Source organism: Bradyrhizobium ingae (assembly GCF_055791185.1).
Window position 1 is genome coordinate 49,608 of record NZ_JBVUBB010000017.1, and the last position, 17,110, is coordinate 66,717.

Sequence of the window (17,110 nt, forward strand, 5' to 3'; positions counted from 1 at the left end):
GTGAATTACGCCCTCGCCGCGATCGCCGCTGCCTCTGCCGCGGCGCGTTGCATGCTGGTCGACATCTCGTTCGTCACGGTGCTCTGCTCCTCGATCGCGGCCGCCGTCGAGGTCACATATTCGCTGACATTGCTGATCGCCTGCTTGATCGAGCCGAGCGCGCTGACGACGTCGCTGGAGATGCCGTTGAGACTACCGATCTCCTGGCCGATCTTGTCGGTCGCCTGCTTGGCCTGGTTGGCAAGGCTCTTCACCTCAGAGGCGACCACGGCGAAGCCGCGCCCGGCTTCGCCCGCACGCGCCGATTCAATCGTGGCATTGAGCGCGAGCAGGTTGATCTGCCCGGTGATGCTGTTGATCATCTCGACGATACCGCTCATCGCCTGCGCGGCTTCGGTCAGGCGCTGGGCCTGCGCGTCGGCGGAAGCGACCTGCTCCACCGCGCCCATCGCGGTCTCGCGTGACTTCGTCATGGCTTCCGAAATCTCTCGCACCGAGGCGTTGAGCTCCTCGGAGCCGGCAGCAACCGACTCCATCATGCCTCGAACGCGCTCATTGCCCATGCGAACCAGCACCTGCCTTGTGGTGTCGGTCGCATATTTCACCACCTTGAACGGCTTGCCGTTGAGGTCGAGGATCGGATTGTAGGAGGCCTGGATATAGACCTCCTTGCCGCCCTTGCCGATGCGCTTGTACTCGCCCGCCCGGTACTGGCCGCGGTTGAGCGCAGCCCAGAACTCGCGATACGCCGTGCTGTCGCGCTCCGTCGGCTCGACGAACATGCCGTGATGCTTGCCCTTGATCTCGGGCAGCGAATAGCCGAGCGTTCCGAGAAAATTGCCGTTGGCGGTGATGATCGTGCCGTCCATGTTGAACTCGATCACCGCCTGCGCCTTGTCGATCGCAGCGATCTGGCCGGCGAGATCGGCGTTCTTCAGCTTGTCCGCAGTGACGTCGGTTGCGAACTTGACGACGCCGAACGGTTTGCCGCTCTCGTCGAGCAGCGGATTGTACGAGGCGAGGATCCAGACCTCGCGGCCGCCCTTGCCGATGCGCTTGAATTCACCGGACTGGTATTCGCCGCGATTGAGCTTTGCCCAGAACTCGCGATAGGCCGCGCTGTCGCGCTCGGCCGCCGGCATGAACATGCCGTGGTGCCTGCCCTGGATCTCGGCGAGCGAATAGCCGAGCGCGTTGCAGAAATTCTCGTTGGCCGTGACGATGGTGCCGTCGAGCTTGAATTCGATCATCGCCTGGGCGCGGCCGATCGCAGCGATCTCCGAAGCGTCGGTCATGTTTCTGATCTTCTTGCCGGTGATGTCGGTCGCGACCTTGACGACCTTGACCGGCTTGCCGTCGCCGCCAAGCACGGGATTGTAGGATGCCTCGATCCAGATCTCGCGGCCGCCCTTGGCGACTCGCTTGAACTCGGCCGCCTGGAACTCGCCCCGGTTCAGCGCCGCCCAGAATGCCTTGTAGGCCGCACTGCCACGCTGGTCGGGCGGCACGAACATCGCATGCGACTTGCCCTTGATCTCTTCCAGGGCATAGTCGACCGCGTTGAGGAAATTCTGGTTCGCGGTCAGGACCGTTCCGTCCATGGCAAATTCGATCACAGCCTGCGAACGGCTGAAGGCAGCAAGTTGCGCCTGCGCATCACTTTGGAACTTACGACCAAACATCAATGCTATCTCCGTGTGAAATTTCGCACCAATAAAGTTCGTGTCGCGGAACCGCGCTGTTGCAGCGTGCGGCAACGCCGCCGGTCTTCCGATCGACCATCCGCCAGCGGATCGCAAAAGCGAGAAAAGTGAGCCGGGCGAATGCGCTATCTTCCAGGAGAAAGTCGAAGAAAGTTCTAATAAATGTGTCGGAAATCGGCAGTCGCGACTCGCGCAAAAATATAGGCAGATATGCTGACCAATGCGACGGAATTAGCCGCTGGCATTTGAAATGATAACGGTCATTCAACGCGTTGGGACAACGCCAGCTAATTTTTCGTCGCATGATCGATGCGCGGCATGGTTGTGCGCCGTGCAGCCGCTATGGCGGGCTTCCGCAAGTGCTATTGCCGCGACGGCGATCTGACTGCGCGCCGCCCGGTCCACCAGAGCGTCAGGTTCCAGCTCACGCAGGTGGCAAGCGCGAGGCTGAGGCCGATCGCCGAGCCGAACTGCACGACCGCCACATGCAGCACCGCGATCGCCATGCCAAACCCAAGCAGGCCCCAGGCGGAGTTGGCCAGGACGGCCGCGGTCGGCGGGCCGCCGATGCGCGGGTGCAGGATGATCATCATGCTGGTGAAGACGATCGGATAGAGGGCGATGACGCCGGAGACCCTCGGCCCGACCCAGCCAGACGTCGAGACCACGATGGCAACGAGGGTCGCAACCAGCGATGCGCGAAAGGGAATGTCATACCAGCGGCGCGTCACCAGCGGCATCTTCACATAGCGGTAGCGTGCCAGCAGCGGAATGCAGATGCCGAACGCGACCAGATTGACCGCCAGCCCTGCCGTCAGCGTCCAGTCGAACAGGCGGATGATGGACGCCAGCACGATCCAGACCGCGACCGCGCTGCCGACGCTCACGGCAAAGCTATGCCGCTGCGCCAGCACCACATAGGTGAGCCCGAGGAAGATCGTCGCGGCGTTGACGGGAAGGCTCGCCAGGGCACCCTGCGCGATGAAGGCAGCATCATGGTCGATCGCAAGGAAGACGTAGGAGGGCCCCGCGGAGATCGGCAGCGTCGCGACCAGCGCGCCGATCACCGGGCCCGAGCGCTCGGTGATAACAGACGCCGTTACGACGAACGCCGCAGCGACCGCCATGCGCAGGAGGAGGAACAGGATGAAGGTGAGCTCTGGGGGCATTTTTGCGCGGGATGATTTTTTTGAAGTGAATTATCCGCGGGCTCGTTCACCTCTCCCGCAGGGAGAGGTCGATTTGCGCAGCAAACCGGGTGAGGGCTTTCGGTCCCACGAGAGAGCGCAGCCTCTCACCCGCGCCGAAGCCTGTCATCGGGCGCGACCTCTCCCCATGGGAGAGGTGAACGGCTACATCCTCTGCATCGACACCGAAACCTTCGGGCCGTTCTTGATGGTCTGATAGACCACGCAATAGCGCTCGGTGAGCTTGAGCAGCAGATCGAGCTTGTCCTGCGGGGCATCGGTGTCGACCTCGAAGCGCAGGCGGATCTCGGCGAAGCCGACGGGCGTCTCCTTGTCGACGCCGAGCGTACCGCGGAAGTCGAGATCGCCTTCAGCGTAGACATTCCCGGTTTTCAGCGGCACGTCGATCGCGGTCGCGACCGATTTCAGCGTAACGCCGGCGCAGGCAACCAGCGCCTCGAGCAGCATGTCGCCCGAACAAAGCTCAAGCCCGGAGCCGCCGGTCGCCGGATGGAGGCCTGCGACCGCAAGCGCGCGGCCCGTCTCGACCTTGCAGGCGATGCCGTCGCTGTCGGTCGAGCCTTTGGCCTTCAGCGTGATCAGCGCAGCCTTAGGATCGGTCTTGTAGCGTTCCTTGATCGGGGCCTGCATCTGGCGGAGCTGTGCGGCGTCCATTTTTGTTCTCTCCCGGAAGATCGCCCCTCGATGTACCGGCTGGGAGCAAGATTGTCACCACCACATTGCCTGGCCGGGACCCTGGGTTGCGTCACGGTCAGGCACGTTGCGATCGAGCGAGCGGTCGAGCGAAGTCAGGACGTTGCGCTTGAAGCTGTCGAACAACGGCGAGCTGCGGTCGCGCGGGCGCGCAAGATTGATCTCGATCTGGTCGAACAGCCGGCCCGGCCGCGGCCGCATCACGAGCACGCGATCGGCCAGCACCACGGCCTCGTCGACGTCATGGGTGACGAGGATCAGCGTCGGGCGCGTATCGGCCCAGAGGTCGAGCAGATGATCCTGGAGGTCCCTGCGGGTGAAGGCATCGAGCGCCGAAAACGGCTCGTCGAGCAGCAGCACCTCGGGCTGCGGCACCAGTGCACGCGCGATCGCGACGCGCTGCGCCTGTCCGCCCGAAAGCTCGCGCGGCCAGGCATCGGCCTTGTCGGCAAGTCCGACACGCTCAAGCGCCCGTGCGACCCTTTCGCGCCGCTCGCCTGCGGGAAGGTCGGCGATGCCAAAGCCGATATTGTCGGCCACGCTGAGCCAGGGCAGCAGCCGCGGCTCCTGGAAGATGATGCCGATCTTGGCATGTGGCGAGGATATCGCCTCATCATCGAGCGTCACCGTGCCTGAGCTGGCGCGATCGAGGCCGGCGATGGCGCGCAGCAGCGTGGACTTGCCGCAGCCGGAACCTCCGATGATGGCGACGATCTCGCCCTGCCTGATCGCGGCCGAGAAGCGCGCCAGCGCCTCGACCCCATTGGGATAGGTCTTGCTCACCCGTTCGAGCGCCAGCATCACAACCCTCCGCGCTCGCGCCCGAAGGCATCCTGCCAGCGCAGCATCGGCGCCGCCGCAATCTCGATCAGCCAGTCCGTGAGCTTGCCGAGGATGGCGAAGATGACGATCGCGGCCACGATCTGCGCGGGCTTGCCGAGCTGCTGGCCATCGATCAGTAGATAGCCGAGGCCTTCCGAGGCACCCATGAATTCGGCGGCAACGACGAACATCCAGCCAAGGCCAAGCCCGACACGCAGCGACACGACGTAGGCCGGGAGCACCGCGGGCAGCAGGATACGGCGGATCATGGCCGGGCCGGACAGGCGGAAGATGCGGCCAACCTCGACGATCTTGCGATCGACGGAAAGGATCGCGCCCATCACGCCGAGATAGACCGGGAAGAACACGCCGACCGCGATCAACGCGATCTTGGATGTTTCGAAGATGCCGAGCCAAAGGATGAACAGCGGCACCCAGGCGATCGAAGGAATCGCACGCAGCGCCTGCACGGTCGGATCGAGCAGCCGGCGCGCCAACGACCAGTAGCCCGCGATGGCGCCAAGCAGCGTGCCCGCAACGACGCCGAGCACGAAGCCGAGCCCGACGCGCGACAAGGTCGCGGCGATGTGCCGTGTCAGCTCGCCCGAGCGGGCGAGCTCGAGGATGGTGGCAAAGACGCGCGAGGGCGGCGGCACCAGCCGGCCGTTGGAATAACCGAGCCAGACCACGAGCTCCCAGCCCAGCGCGAGCGCCAGCGGCAACGCGAGCCCGAGCAGCGGCCGCGCATAGCGCGCAATGCGCGGCGCACGCGCCACGGCGCTATCGGCCTGTTCCACCGCTGGAGCTTCGAAGGTCATAGCCATAGCAAGCGCGTCTTGTAAGGGATTGCAACCGTGTTGCCGCGCTCTCCGCTGTCGTCCCGGGCAAGCGAGCGGAGTGAGCGCTGATCCGGGACCTATACCCCCAAGGAGAAGTTGTGGCGCGAGCTAGTGGTTGTCAGCCTCCGACCAACCACTCCCGGGGGTTATGGGTCCCGGGCTCGCTTCGCGCCCCGGAACGACGGCGGAATTTGTTGCGAAGGCGCGCCTCTTCCCGCCGTCAATTCGTCGGCAGCGGCACCTGGTCGTCGATCAGGGCATCGAGCGTGGCCTTCACATCCACCTTGGCGTCGACGACGCCGGCCTGCTGGAGGGCGAGGCCGGCGGCGAGGATCGACTCGCGCTGCGGGGCGCCGATGCGGCTGTGGGTCAGCTCGGTGCGCTCCTTGAGCTGCTTGTCGACGACGACGTCGGGCAGCTTCGTCACCGCGATGAAGGTCTTCTTCAGCTCGTCGTAGTTCGCCAGCGAATATTTTCGCGCGTCCTCATACACGGCGAGCACGCGACGCACGATGTCCGGATAATCCTTCAAAAACTGCTCGCGCACATTGAGGATGCCCCAGGTGTTGGCGTCGGCCTTGCGGTAGAACAGCTTTGCGCCCTCCTCGACCTCAGCCTGCGCCATCATCGGATCGAGGCCGGCCCAGGCGTCAACGTCGCCGCGGATCAGCGCGGTCTTGCCGTCGGCATGCTGGAGCAGCACCGGCGTGATGTCCTTCTCCGAGAGGCCTGCCCCCAACAGGGCGCGCACCAGGAAGATGTGCGGATCGGTGCCACGCGTCACCGCGACGCGCTTGCCTTTCAGATCGGCAACGCTTGCGATCTTGGAATCCTTCGTCGTGACCAGCGCCGTCCATTCGGGGCGCGAATAGACGTAGATCGACTTGATCGGGTTGCCGTTGATCCTGGCGACCAGCGCCGCCGAACCGGCAGTCGAGCCGAAGTCGATCGAGCCGGCATTGAGGAATTCGAGCGCCTTGTTGGAGCCGGCCGATTGCACCCAGGTGATGCTGATGCCGTCCTTGGCAAACTCCTTCTCCAGCAGGCCCTTCTGCTTCAGGACCATCGACACCGGATTATAGGTTGCCCAGTCGATGCGCAGCTCCCTCAGCGGCTCGGCCGCGAACGCTGAACCGGGCGCCAATATGAGCGCCGCAGCGCCCGCCAACAGAAGACGTCGCGAAAATCTGATCATGTCCGGCCTCCTCTAAAACTTCATTGTTTTTCAATGAGTTACATCTAGAGGTCAACGAGAAAATCCCTGTCTTGAAACCGCGCCGGCCGAGAACAAGTTTGTCGAATGCCGGCCTTTCCAAGCATGGAACGACTATTGCGAGAGAATGGCGGGTGACAGCGCCTGTCACCTCTTATATCCGGTGAAGCATGGACAGTGTCGCGACCCAGCACAAGCAGGAGATGGATGATCGTTTCGACAGCGCACGGGTGACCGCCGCAGTCGACGCGCTCGCCGCAAAGCATGAGGGACGCGAGGACGCGTTCCGCACGGCGATGGCGCAACTGCTCAAGACAGAGCTGATCGCGGCGCGCGCGGAAGCGCAGAAGATCCTGCTGAAGGACCGCCACGGCCGGCGCTGCGCCGAGCGGCTGTGCCACGTGCAGGACGAGATCATCCGCATCCTCTATTCGGCTGCGACCCGCCATCTCTACCGCTCGCCGATCCCGACCGGCGCCGAGCGCATGGCCGTGGTGGCGACCGGCGGCTATGGCCGCGGCCTGATGGCGCCGGAATCCGACATCGATCTCTTGTTCATCCTGCCCTACAAGCAGACGGCCTGGGGCGAGCAGGTGGCCGAAGCCATCCTCTATTGCCTCTGGGACATGGGCCTGAAAGTCGGTCACGCCACGCGCTCGGTCGATGAATCGATCCGGCAGGCGCGCGGCGACATGACCATCCGCACCGCGATCCTGGAGACGCGTTTCCTCACCGGCGACCAGCCGCTCTATGACGAGCTGGTCGCGCGCTTCGACAGGGAGGTGGTCCAGGGCACGGCATCGGAGTTCGTCACCGCAAAGCTCGCCGAGCGCGAGGAGAGGCATCGCCGCGGCGGCCAGTCGCGTTATCTGGTCGAGCCCAACGTCAAGGACGGCAAGGGCGGCCTGCGCGACCTGCACACGCTGTTCTGGATCGCGAAATACGTCTATCGCGTGCGCGACACCGACGAGCTCGCCGAGCGTGGCGTGTTCGACGCGCAGGAGTACCGCACCTTCCGCCGCTGCGCCGACTTCCTCTGGTCGGTGCGCTGCAACCTACATTTCTACTGCGGCCGCGCGGAGGAGCGCCTCTCCTTCGACCTCCAGCGCGAGATCGCGGTCCGGCTCGGCTACACCTCGCATCCCGGCATGCAGGACGTCGAGCGCTTCATGAAGCATTACTTCCTGGTCGCCAAGGAAGTCGGCAACCTCACCGCCATCCTGTGCGCGAAGCTGGAAGACCAGCAGGCCAAGCCCGCGCCGGTGCTGAGCCGGATGATGGCGCGCCTGCGGCCAAGCACCGTGAAGCGGCGCGTGCCCGACAGCGACGACTTCATTGTCGACAACAATCGCATCAACCTGGCCGCACCCGACGTGTTCAAGCACGATCCGGTCAACCTGATCCGCATCTTCCGCCTGGCGCAGAAGAACAACCTCGCCTTCCATCCCGACGCGATGCGCAACGTGACGCGTTCGCTGGGCCTGATCAACGCGCAGCTCCGCGAGAATCCCGAAGCCAACCGGCTGTTCATGGAGATCCTGACCTCCAATGACGCCGAGACCGTGCTGCGGCGGATGAACGAGACCGGCGTGCTCGGCCATTTCATCCGCGCCTTCGGCAAGATCGTCTCGATGATGCAGTTCAACATGTATCATCACTACACGGTTGACGAGCATCTGATCCGCTGCATCGGCTTCCTGCAGGACATCGAGCGCGGCAACATCGAGGAATTCGCGCTCGCCAGCGACCTCATGCGCAAGACGCGGCCCGAGCACCGGCCGGTGATCTATATCGCGACGCTGCTGCACGACATCGCCAAGGGCCGGCCCGAGGATCACTCCATCGCGGGCGCCAAGGTGGCGCGCCGGCTCTGCCCGCGGCTCGGCTTCAGCCCGGCCGATACCGAGCTCGTGGCCTGGCTGATCGAGGAGCATCTGACCATGTCGACGGTCGCGCAGTCGCGTGACCTCTCCGACCGCAAGACGATCGAAAACTTTGCCGCCGTGGTGCAGTCGGTCGAGCAGATGAAGCTGCTCACGATCCTCACCACCGCCGACATCCGCGGCGTCGGCCCCGGCGTGTGGAACGGCTGGAAGGCGCAGCTCCTGCGTTCGCTCTATTACGAGACCGAGCCGGTGCTGACCGGCGGTTTCTCCGAGGTCGACCGCGGCAAGCGCCTCGCCGCGGCGCAGGCCGAATTCCGCATCGCCTTCGCGGAGTGGCCAAAGGATGAGCTCGATGCCTATGTCGGCCGGCACTATCCGGCCTACTGGCTCAAGGTCGAGCTGCCGCGCAAGATGCGCCACGCACGCTTCGTGCGCGCGAGCGAGCAGGCCGGCCACAAGCTCGCGATCAATGTCGGCTTCGACGAGGTGCGCGGTGTCACCGAGCTGACGATCTTCGCCGCCGACCATCCCTGGCTGCTGTCGATCATCGCGGGCGCCTGTGCGTCCGCCGGCGCCAACATCGTCGACGCCCAGATCTACACCACGACCGACGGACGCGCACTCGACACCATCTCGATCTCGAGGGAATACGACCGCGACGAGGATGAGGGCCGCCGTGCCACGCGCATCGGCGAGATGATCGAGGACGTGCTGGAAGGCAAGCTGCGGCTGCCCGAGGTGGTGGCGCGGCGCACCGTGCGCAGCAAGGCGCGCCCGTTCGTGATCGAGCCCGAAGTCATCATCAACAACCAGTGGTCCGACCGCTACACGGTGATCGAGGTCTCCGGCCTCGATCGCCCCGGCCTGCTCTACGAGTTGACCACGGCGATCTCCAAGCTCAACCTCAACATCGCCTCCGCCCATGTTGCGACCTTCGGCGAGCGCGCGCGCGACGTGTTCTACGTCACCGACCTCCTCGGTGCGCAGATCAACGCTCCGACGCGGCAGGCTGCGATCAAGAGCGCGTTGACACATGTGATGGCCGGCGAGAAGGCGGTCCAGCCGGCGGCGTGAGGCGGCAAGTCGCGCACTACTCTCGGCTACACCTCCACGCCCTCATGCCTCAGCAGCCAGCGTTTGCGCGCGAGGCCACCGCCGTATTTCACCAGCGATCCATCAGCGCCGATCAGGCGGTGACAGGGCAGCACCACGCTGATCGGATTGGAGCCGTTGGCATGACCGACGGCGCGCACCGCCTTGGGCATGTCGAGCTTTGCGGCCAACGCGCCATAGCTCATCGTCGTGCCTGAGGGGATCGCTGCGAGCGCCGTCCAGACCTTGCGCTGGAACGGCGTGCCGGCGACACGCCACTTGATGGTCTTGAGCTTCGCAAGATCACCCTCGAAATAGTTGGATAGCGCCGATCGCATGTCGGCCGGCGCGCGCAGCGTGCGCAAATCCGCCGCACCGTAATGCAGGCGCAGCAGCTCGCGCATGCGGTGCTCGTAGTCCTCCCAATCGAGCGCGCGCAGGACGCCATCGGCGTCGACAACGAGCAAGGCGGTCCCGATCGGCGTCGCGAGGTGATCGAGGCCAAAGGCTTCCGGAGACTGTATCGGCTTCACCATGATCATCTCTGCCAAAACGAGCTGGCACATTGTCGCGGCACGCCCGTCGACGCCACCCGAAAGCTGATGCGCCTTGCGCAGAGGCGGGGCTTCCTCCACAATTCCGGGCAGAGATGGCACCGCTCAAATCGGGTGGAAACAGACCATCGGCACATAATTCCGTCAGGAGGAAGATTCCGAGATGAACAATCGTCTAGCTTACTTGGCCGCCACGGCGACCTTCGCCCTTACACTCGCGGCCTCGCCGGCGCTCGCCCAGAAGAAATACGACCCCGGCGCCAGCGATACCGAGATCAAGATCGGACAGACCAATCCGTTCAGCGGGCCGGCCTCTGCCTATGCCACGATCGGCAAGACCCAGGCGGCCTATATGAAGATGATCAACGATCAGGGCGGCGTGAATGGCCGCAAGATCAACCTGGTCCAATATGACGATGCCTATTCACCGCCGAAAGCGGTCGAGCAGGTCCGCAAGCTGGTCGAGAGCGACGAGGTGCTGCTCACCTTCCAGCTTCTCGGGACGCCCTCGAATGCGGCCGTGCAGAAATACCTCAATTCCAAGAAGGTGCCGCAACTATTTGCCGCCACCGGCGCATCGCGGTTTACCGACCCCAAGAACTTCCCGTGGACGATGGGGTACAATCCCAACTACTTCGTCGAAGGCCGTATCTACGGCCAGTACATCATCAAGAACCATCCGAACGCCAAGATCGGTGTCCTCTATCAAAACGACGATCTCGGTAAAGACTATCTGAACGGCATCAAGGCCGGCCTCGGCGACAAGGCCGCCGGCATGATCGTCGCCGAAGCCTCCTACGAGGTGTCCGATCCGACCATCGATTCACAGATTCTCAAGATCAAGGACGCGGGCGCGGATCTTTTCTTCAGTGCGACGACGCCGAAGCAGGCAGCGCAGGCGATCAAGAAGATCTTCGAGCTCAACTGGCATCCGATTCATATCCTCGACATCAACTCCGTCTCGGTCGGCGCGGTGATGAAGCCGGCGGGGCTCGAAGCGTCCAAGGGCGTGATCAGCGTGAACTACGGCAAGGATCCGCTCGATCCGACCTGGAAGGACGATCCGGGCATGAAGAAGTATTTCGAGTTCATGGCAAAGTACTATCCCGAAGGCGACAAGGATTCGCTCTTCAACGCCTACGGCTACTCGACGTCTCAATTGATGGTCTATGTGCTGCAGAAGTGCGGCGACGACCTGACGCGCGAGAACGTCATGAAGCAGGCGACCAGCCTGAAGAATGTTCAGCTCGATCTGGCGCTGCCGGGCATCGTCGCCAATACGTCTCCGACCGATTACCGCGTCAACAAGCAGCTTCAGATGATGAAGTTCAACGGCGAGCGTTGGGAGCTGTTCGGCCCGATCCTGGAGGATGCGGGTCCGGCAGGTTAATGGTCGCGAGAAGACCGTATCAACAACGTCATGCCCGGGCAGAAGCGCGTCTTCGCGCTAGATGTTCCGGGCATCCACGTTCTTGAGGCGAGATAAAGACGTGGATGGCCGGGTCAAGCCCGGCCATGACGCCATGAGAGACCGAGTGTTACGCCGGTATCTCTCCGAAGTTCTTCCCCACAGGCAGCACTGCGTGCCGGATCAGGCGGGAATCCTCCACCGCGGCTTGCCGATGCTTGACCGCTTCGCGATAGACGGGATCGCGGATCATCTCGACGAAGGCGCCCACGCTTGGGTATTCGGCGATGAAGCAGTGGTCCCAGCGTTCCTCCTGCGGACCGATCAGCATCAGCTCGAACTTGCCCTGCCAGACGATACGGCCGCCGAGGCGTGTGAACACCGGGCCGCTTTCGCGACCATAGGCCGCATAGGCCTCGGCACCGGACGCTTTCCGGCCGTCCGGATAGGCCGCCTCCTTGCGGAGGCGCACCAGGTTGAGCATGTGGATCGGGCCCGGGCGGTTGTTCTCCCGGAATTGCGCGAACACGTCCTTGGTCGGATCGATATGGCCCATCGGAGTTCCCTCTCGTCGATGGCTTGATCCTAGCTTTGCCGCACGCTTCGCGGAACCACCGGCGCGGGTCCGCCTCATCTCCTAATCCCGCGTTAAGCTTTGCGTAACCGGGCCTTAAACAGCCACAGCTAGCGTGCGGCGGGGCGGACTGACCGGGCGTTTTGTGGATGGCGTGGGGAAAGAAAAAAAGCGGGCGCAAGGAGCCGCTGTTTGGCTTGCCCGCAGCGCTGGCCGATCTGCGCCTGACGGCTGCCGATCGCATCCCCAATGCCTCGGACGACAAGCCGAAAAAGTCAGCCAGCAAGCCCAAGCGCAAGAGCGATGATGACAATGACGAGCCGCCGCGCGAACGGAAAGCACCTGTGAGCCGCGGCAACGCCAAGCGCCGATCGAAATCGCGCTTCAGTGCGAGCATCGGCCGCCTGTTCTATTGGGGCGCGGTGCTCGGCCTGTGGGGCGTGATCGCCGTGGTCGGCGTCGTGATCTGGGTCGGCGCCCACCTGCCGCCGATTCAATCGCTGGAAATTCCCAAGCGCCCGCCGACGATCCAGATCGTCGGCATGGACGGCAGCGTGCTGGCGCAGCGCGGCGAGATGGCCGGCGCCAATGTGGCGCTGAAGGATCTGCCGCCATATCTGCCGAAGGCCTTCATCGCCATCGAGGATCGCCGCTTCTATTCGCATTTCGGCATCGACCCGGTGGGCATCCTGCGCGCCGCCGTCACCAACGTTCTCCATCGCGGCGTCTCACAGGGCGGCTCGACGCTGACGCAGCAGCTCGCCAAGAACCTGTTCTTGACGCAGGAGCGCACCATGCAGCGCAAGCTGCAGGAGGCCGAGCTTGCGATCTGGCTGGAACGCAAGCACTCCAAGAACGAGATTCTGGAGCTCTACCTCAACCGCGTCTATTTCGGCTCCGGCGCCTATGGCGTCGAGGCGGCCGCGCAGAAATATTTCGGCAAGTCGGCGAAGAACGTCACCGTTGCCGAGGCCGCGATGCTCGCGGGCCTCGTCAAATCGCCCTCGCGCCTTGCGCCCAACCGCAACCCCGAAGGCGCGGAAGCGCGCGCGCAAGTCGTGCTCGCCGCGATGGCGGATGCAAAATTTATCACCGAAGCGCAGGCGCAGGCCTCGATCGGCCATCCCTCCTACAACGTGAAGCCGGCGGGCGCCGGCACGGTGAACTACGTCGCCGACTGGATCGGCGAGGTGCTCGATGATCTCGTCGGCCAGATCGACACGAGCATCGTGGTTCAGACCACGATCGATCCGAAGCTGCAAAGCCTGGCGGAGGCCGCCATCATCGACGAGCTCTCGGCGAAAAGCGTGAAGTTCAACGTCAGCCAGGGTGCGCTGGTGGCCATGACGCCGGACGGCGCGGTGCGCGCCATGGTCGGCGGCCGGAACTATTCCGACAGCCAGTACAACCGCGCCGTGACGGCCAAGCGCCAGCCGGGCTCCTCGTTCAAGCCGTTCGTCTATCTGACCGCGCTCGAGCAGGGATTGACGCCCGACACCATCCGCCAGGACGCGCCGATCGAGGTCAAGGGCTGGAAGCCCGAGAACTACACCCATGAATATTTCGGCGCGGTGACGCTGACCCAGGCGCTCGCGATGTCGCTCAACACGGTCGCCATTCGCCTCGGCCTCGAGGTCGGGCCGAAGAACGTGGTGCGGACCGCGCACCGGCTCGGCATCTCCTCGAAGCTCGAGCCCAATGCCTCGATCGCGCTCGGCACCTCCGAGGTCTCGGTCGTCGAGCTGGTCGGCGCCTATGCGCCGTTCGCCAATGGCGGCCTCGCCGTGTCGCCGCATGTGGTGACGAAGATCAAGACGATAGAAGGCGGCAAGCTGCTCTACATGCGCCAGGGCGACGAGCGCAACCAGGTGATCGAGCCGCGCTATGTGGCGATGATGAACACGATGATGCGGGAGACGCTGATCTCCGGCACCGCCAAGAAGGCGGAGATCCCGGGCTGGATGGCCGCCGGCAAGACCGGCACCAGCCAGGATTACCGCGACGCCTGGTTCATCGGCTACACCGCCAATCTCGTCACCGGCGTCTGGCTCGGCAATGACGACAACTCACCCACGAAGAAGGCCACCGGCGGCGGCCTGCCGGTGGAAGTGTGGTCCCACTTCATGCGCGCCGCGCACGAAGGCGTGCCGGTGGCAAACTTGCCGAACTCGCAAGTCGGCTGGGGCCTGTCGAACCTCGCGCAGGCAGCCTCGCAAGTGTCACCTCCGACAGCGGCTGCGCCTGGACCCGCACCGGCAACCAATAGCGGCTATCGCCCGCCGCCGACGCGCGCCAACGCGCGGCCGGAGGCGGCAGCGGGGCTCGACGGCTGGCTGATGGACCGGTTGTTTGGCGGGAACAGGTAGAGTCCGCCTAGGGTCGTTGCGTCCCCAAAACAAGAGTCTCGAAAACAACCCATGCAAAGTGGCCGGCCGGACCGCTGTGATGCACGGTGGATTGTACGAAATTATTGATACGGCGGGGCAATCCAGAGGCCCGGCGCAATCATCGCAGCGTGTGAAGTGAATCGAGCGAGGCGCGTGAACGTGGCCTCGTTCTCAAATGTCATTCCCCGCGCAGGCGGGAAATCCAGGACGCCGCGGCCTATCGATTCCAGCGAGACCGTTTGGGAGTACTGATCGCCCGGTCAAGCCGGGCGATGACAGCGTCAAATATGGCTGGCAGCTTAGACCTAATCCTCGATCCCGTAGCGATGCAGGTCGTTGCCGTGCGTATCGAGCCACTTTTTCGCGCGCTCCATCGATGGGCACACCTTTCCGCAGACGCGCCAGAAGCGCGGCGAGTGGTTCATCTCGACGAGATGGGCGACCTCATGAGCTGCGAGATAGTCCAGCACGAAGGGCGGCGCGAGGATCAGGCGCCAGGAGAACGACAGCGAGCCCGCAGAGGTGCAGGAGCCCCAGCGGCTGGACTGATCGCGGATCGAGAGCCGCCTGACGCGAACGCCGAGCTCGGCGGCATAGGCTTCCGCCGACCGCTGCAAATCGTGACGCGCCTCGCGCTTGAGGAAGTCATGCACACGGCGATCGATATGTTCGACGCCACCGGCAACGCAGATGATGCGCTCGCCGCTATCGCGCGTCTCGGTCCACACCGTGCCGCGCACGCCGGCGCGATGCACGATCCGATGCGGCAAGCCTCGAAGCGGTATCACAGTGCCCGCCTGGAACGGCGCGGCCTTCGGCAAGCGCCCAAGGCGCGCGGCAATCCAGGCGCCGTGACGCTGCGCGAAGTCTTTTGCCTCCGCGAGCGTGCCGCGCGGCGGCATGGTGAGGATCGCTTCGCGATCGCTCGGATGAATTCTGAGCGTATAGCGCCGCGCGCGACGATGCCGGCGCAGCCGGATCGCGAAGAATTGCGACCCGTGATGGATCACAAAGGTCTTGGGTTCGTGAGGCCGCCGATAAAGGAGCGCGCGAGTGGCCATGTCTGTCAGTCCGGGGAGGAGAAGTTCGCCCGGATTCTGCCATAACCGCCGCCAGGGAAAGCGCTCGGCGCAAAAACAAATCATTTGCCCAATATACAGGGGTTGGCAGCCCGGGAGCCCCTATAGACTGGGGTTGGAACCCGATTTTTTCGCCCCCGCCCGGCGCATGCTGGGGCCCCAAAATCTGAGGCCCCGCTCACTCCTAGAAGACTACCTAATTACCTCGAATCTGAGGGGAACCGGGACCTGCTCAAGGCCCCTCCCGAGCGCGGGAAACCCGAAAAAGCGGCCTATTCGGCCGCCAGCGCCAATGAAGCCTTCGGATTCGCCGCCGAAATCATGAAATCGTGGATGCGCGGCACGATTTCCGACTTGAAGCGCGAGCCGTTGAATACGCCGTAATGTCCGACGCCCTTCTGCACGTAATGCACGCGGCGATGATCGGGGATCGAGCTGCACAAACCATGCGTCGCTTCGGTCTGACCGAGACCCGAGATGTCGTCGTTCTCACCTTCCACCGTCATCAGCGCAACGCGCGTGATCTTGGTGGGATCAACCCGCGTACCGCGGTGGGTCATCTCACCCTTGGGCAGCGCGTGCTTGACGAACACGGTGTCGACCGTCTGCAGGTAATACTCGGCGGTCAGGTCCATCACCGCGAGATATTCGTCGTAGAAGTCGCGATGCTTGTCGACGAGATCACCGTCGCCCTTCACCAGATTGGCAAACAGCTGCTTGTGCGCATCCATGTGCCGGTCGAGATTCATGCTGATGAAGCCGTTGAGCTGCAAAAAGCCCGGATAGACGTCGCGCATCATGCCCGGATGCGGGAACGGCACCTTGGTGATGACGTGGTTTCGGAACCAGTCGATGCCCCGCTCCTCGGCAACCTTGTTCACCGCGGTCGGATTGCGGCGGGTGTCGATCGGGCCGCCCATCAGCGTCATCGAGGTCGGCACGAACGGGTCGCGCCGCGCTTCCATGATCGAGACGGCAGCGACGACGGGAACGGAAGGCTGACACACCGCCATCACGTGGGTGTTGCCGCCGAGCACATGCAGCATCTCGATGACGTAGTCGATGTAGTCGTCAAGATCGAAGCGGCCTTCGCTCAATGGGACCATGCGAGCGTCGGCCCAATCGGTGATGTAGACCTCATGCGCGGGCAGCAGGGCCTCGACCGTGCCGCGAAGCAGCGTCGCGTAATGGCCGGACATCGGCGCCACGATCAGCACGCGCGGCTGCGCGCTGCGCAGCGGACGGGTAAACTTGCGATCGAAATAGAGCAGCCGGCAAAACGGCTTTTCCCAGACCGGGCGGACCTCGACAGGGACGCGGATGCCGTTGACCTCGGTGTCGTCGAGCCCCCATTCCGGCTTGCCGTAGCGGCGCGTCGTGCGCTCGAACAACTCGCAGGCTGCAGCCAGCGACTTGCCAACGTCGGTGTGCGACCACGGATTCAGGGGATTCTGAAACAGGATCTTGGTGGCGTCGGTGACCGCGCGCGCCGGATTGAGAGAGGCATGCGCCATCTCATACATCCAGTACATCGGCGTCGTTAAGACCGGACTGCCTTCGGCCACCAGGGGGGGTGCGCCGCCAAACTCACCAATAGGCATATCGTATATCCTCTCGCATCGCAGCATACTGCCGAATGCGTAATATTGCGT

General features: G+C 63.9%; 13 protein-coding genes. 3 read left to right on the forward strand and 10 right to left on the reverse strand.

Features of this window, described 5'->3' with window-relative positions:
- Nucleotides 1-5: 5 nt before the first annotated feature.
- The 6 genes from ACV1FX_RS23290 to ACV1FX_RS23315 form a co-directional block, all read right to left on the reverse strand.
- Entirely contained in the window at nt 6-1,682 is a 1,677-nt protein-coding gene (locus ACV1FX_RS23290) for a methyl-accepting chemotaxis protein (RefSeq protein ID WP_473119903.1), read from the reverse strand.
- 383 nt (nt 1,683-2,065) lie between these two features.
- On the reverse strand, nt 2,066-2,872 hold the full coding sequence (locus ACV1FX_RS23295) for a hypothetical protein (RefSeq protein WP_473119904.1): 807 nt from the start codon (nt 2,870-2,872) through the stop codon (nt 2,066-2,068).
- A gap of 183 nt (nt 2,873-3,055) precedes the next feature.
- Nucleotides 3,056-3,565, reverse strand: a complete 510-nt coding sequence (locus ACV1FX_RS23300; protein ID WP_284261045.1) for an OsmC family protein — start codon at nt 3,563-3,565, stop codon at nt 3,056-3,058.
- A gap of 54 nt (nt 3,566-3,619) precedes the next feature.
- Nucleotides 3,620-4,405, reverse strand: a complete 786-nt coding sequence (locus ACV1FX_RS23305) for an ABC transporter ATP-binding protein (RefSeq protein ID WP_473119905.1) — start codon at nt 4,403-4,405, stop codon at nt 3,620-3,622.
- Nucleotides 4,405-5,250 (reverse strand): ABC transporter permease, encoded by an 846-nt coding sequence (locus tag ACV1FX_RS23310; RefSeq protein WP_473119906.1) that lies wholly within the window; start codon nt 5,248-5,250, stop codon nt 4,405-4,407. Before ACV1FX_RS23310 ends, ACV1FX_RS23305 begins: the two co-directional genes overlap by 1 nt.
- A gap of 235 nt (nt 5,251-5,485) precedes the next feature.
- Nucleotides 5,486-6,460, reverse strand: coding sequence for an aliphatic sulfonate ABC transporter substrate-binding protein (locus tag ACV1FX_RS23315; protein WP_473119907.1), 975 nt, complete (start codon nt 6,458-6,460; stop codon nt 5,486-5,488).
- 188 nt (nt 6,461-6,648) lie between these two features.
- Between ACV1FX_RS23315 and ACV1FX_RS23320 the strand changes: the two genes are divergently transcribed.
- The gene (locus tag ACV1FX_RS23320) at nt 6,649-9,438 is read left to right on the forward strand and encodes a [protein-PII] uridylyltransferase (RefSeq protein ID WP_473119908.1); all 2,790 of its coding nucleotides are present in this window, start codon (nt 6,649-6,651) and stop codon (nt 9,436-9,438) included.
- Nucleotides 9,439-9,464: 26 nt separating this feature from the next.
- Here ACV1FX_RS23320 and ACV1FX_RS23325 read toward each other — a convergent pair whose 3' ends face one another.
- Entirely contained in the window at nt 9,465-9,992 is a 528-nt protein-coding gene (locus ACV1FX_RS23325; protein ID WP_473119909.1) for a methylated-DNA--[protein]-cysteine S-methyltransferase, read from the reverse strand.
- 181 nt (nt 9,993-10,173) lie between these two features.
- Here ACV1FX_RS23325 and ACV1FX_RS23330 point away from each other — a divergent pair, with 181 nt between their 5' ends.
- Nucleotides 10,174-11,400 (forward strand): ABC transporter substrate-binding protein, encoded by a 1,227-nt coding sequence (locus ACV1FX_RS23330; RefSeq protein ID WP_473119910.1) that lies wholly within the window; start codon nt 10,174-10,176, stop codon nt 11,398-11,400.
- Between the two features lie 148 nt (nt 11,401-11,548).
- Here the strand turns inward: ACV1FX_RS23330 and ACV1FX_RS23335 are convergent, their stop codons facing one another.
- Entirely contained in the window at nt 11,549-11,974 is a 426-nt protein-coding gene (locus ACV1FX_RS23335; protein ID WP_473119911.1) for a DUF1330 domain-containing protein, read from the reverse strand.
- A gap of 167 nt (nt 11,975-12,141) precedes the next feature.
- Between ACV1FX_RS23335 and ACV1FX_RS23340 the strand changes: the two genes are divergently transcribed.
- Entirely contained in the window at nt 12,142-14,358 is a 2,217-nt protein-coding gene (locus ACV1FX_RS23340; RefSeq protein ID WP_473119912.1) for a transglycosylase domain-containing protein, read from the forward strand.
- Nucleotides 14,359-14,684: 326 nt separating this feature from the next.
- Here the strand turns inward: ACV1FX_RS23340 and ACV1FX_RS23345 are convergent, their stop codons facing one another.
- Nucleotides 14,685-15,524 (reverse strand): M48 family metallopeptidase, encoded by an 840-nt coding sequence (locus ACV1FX_RS23345; RefSeq protein ID WP_473119913.1) that lies wholly within the window; start codon nt 15,522-15,524, stop codon nt 14,685-14,687.
- Nucleotides 15,525-15,730: 206 nt separating this feature from the next.
- On the reverse strand, nt 15,731-17,059 hold the full coding sequence (locus ACV1FX_RS23350) for a polyhydroxyalkanoate depolymerase (RefSeq protein WP_473119914.1): 1,329 nt from the start codon (nt 17,057-17,059) through the stop codon (nt 15,731-15,733).
- Between the last annotated feature and the right edge of the window lie 51 nt (nt 17,060-17,110).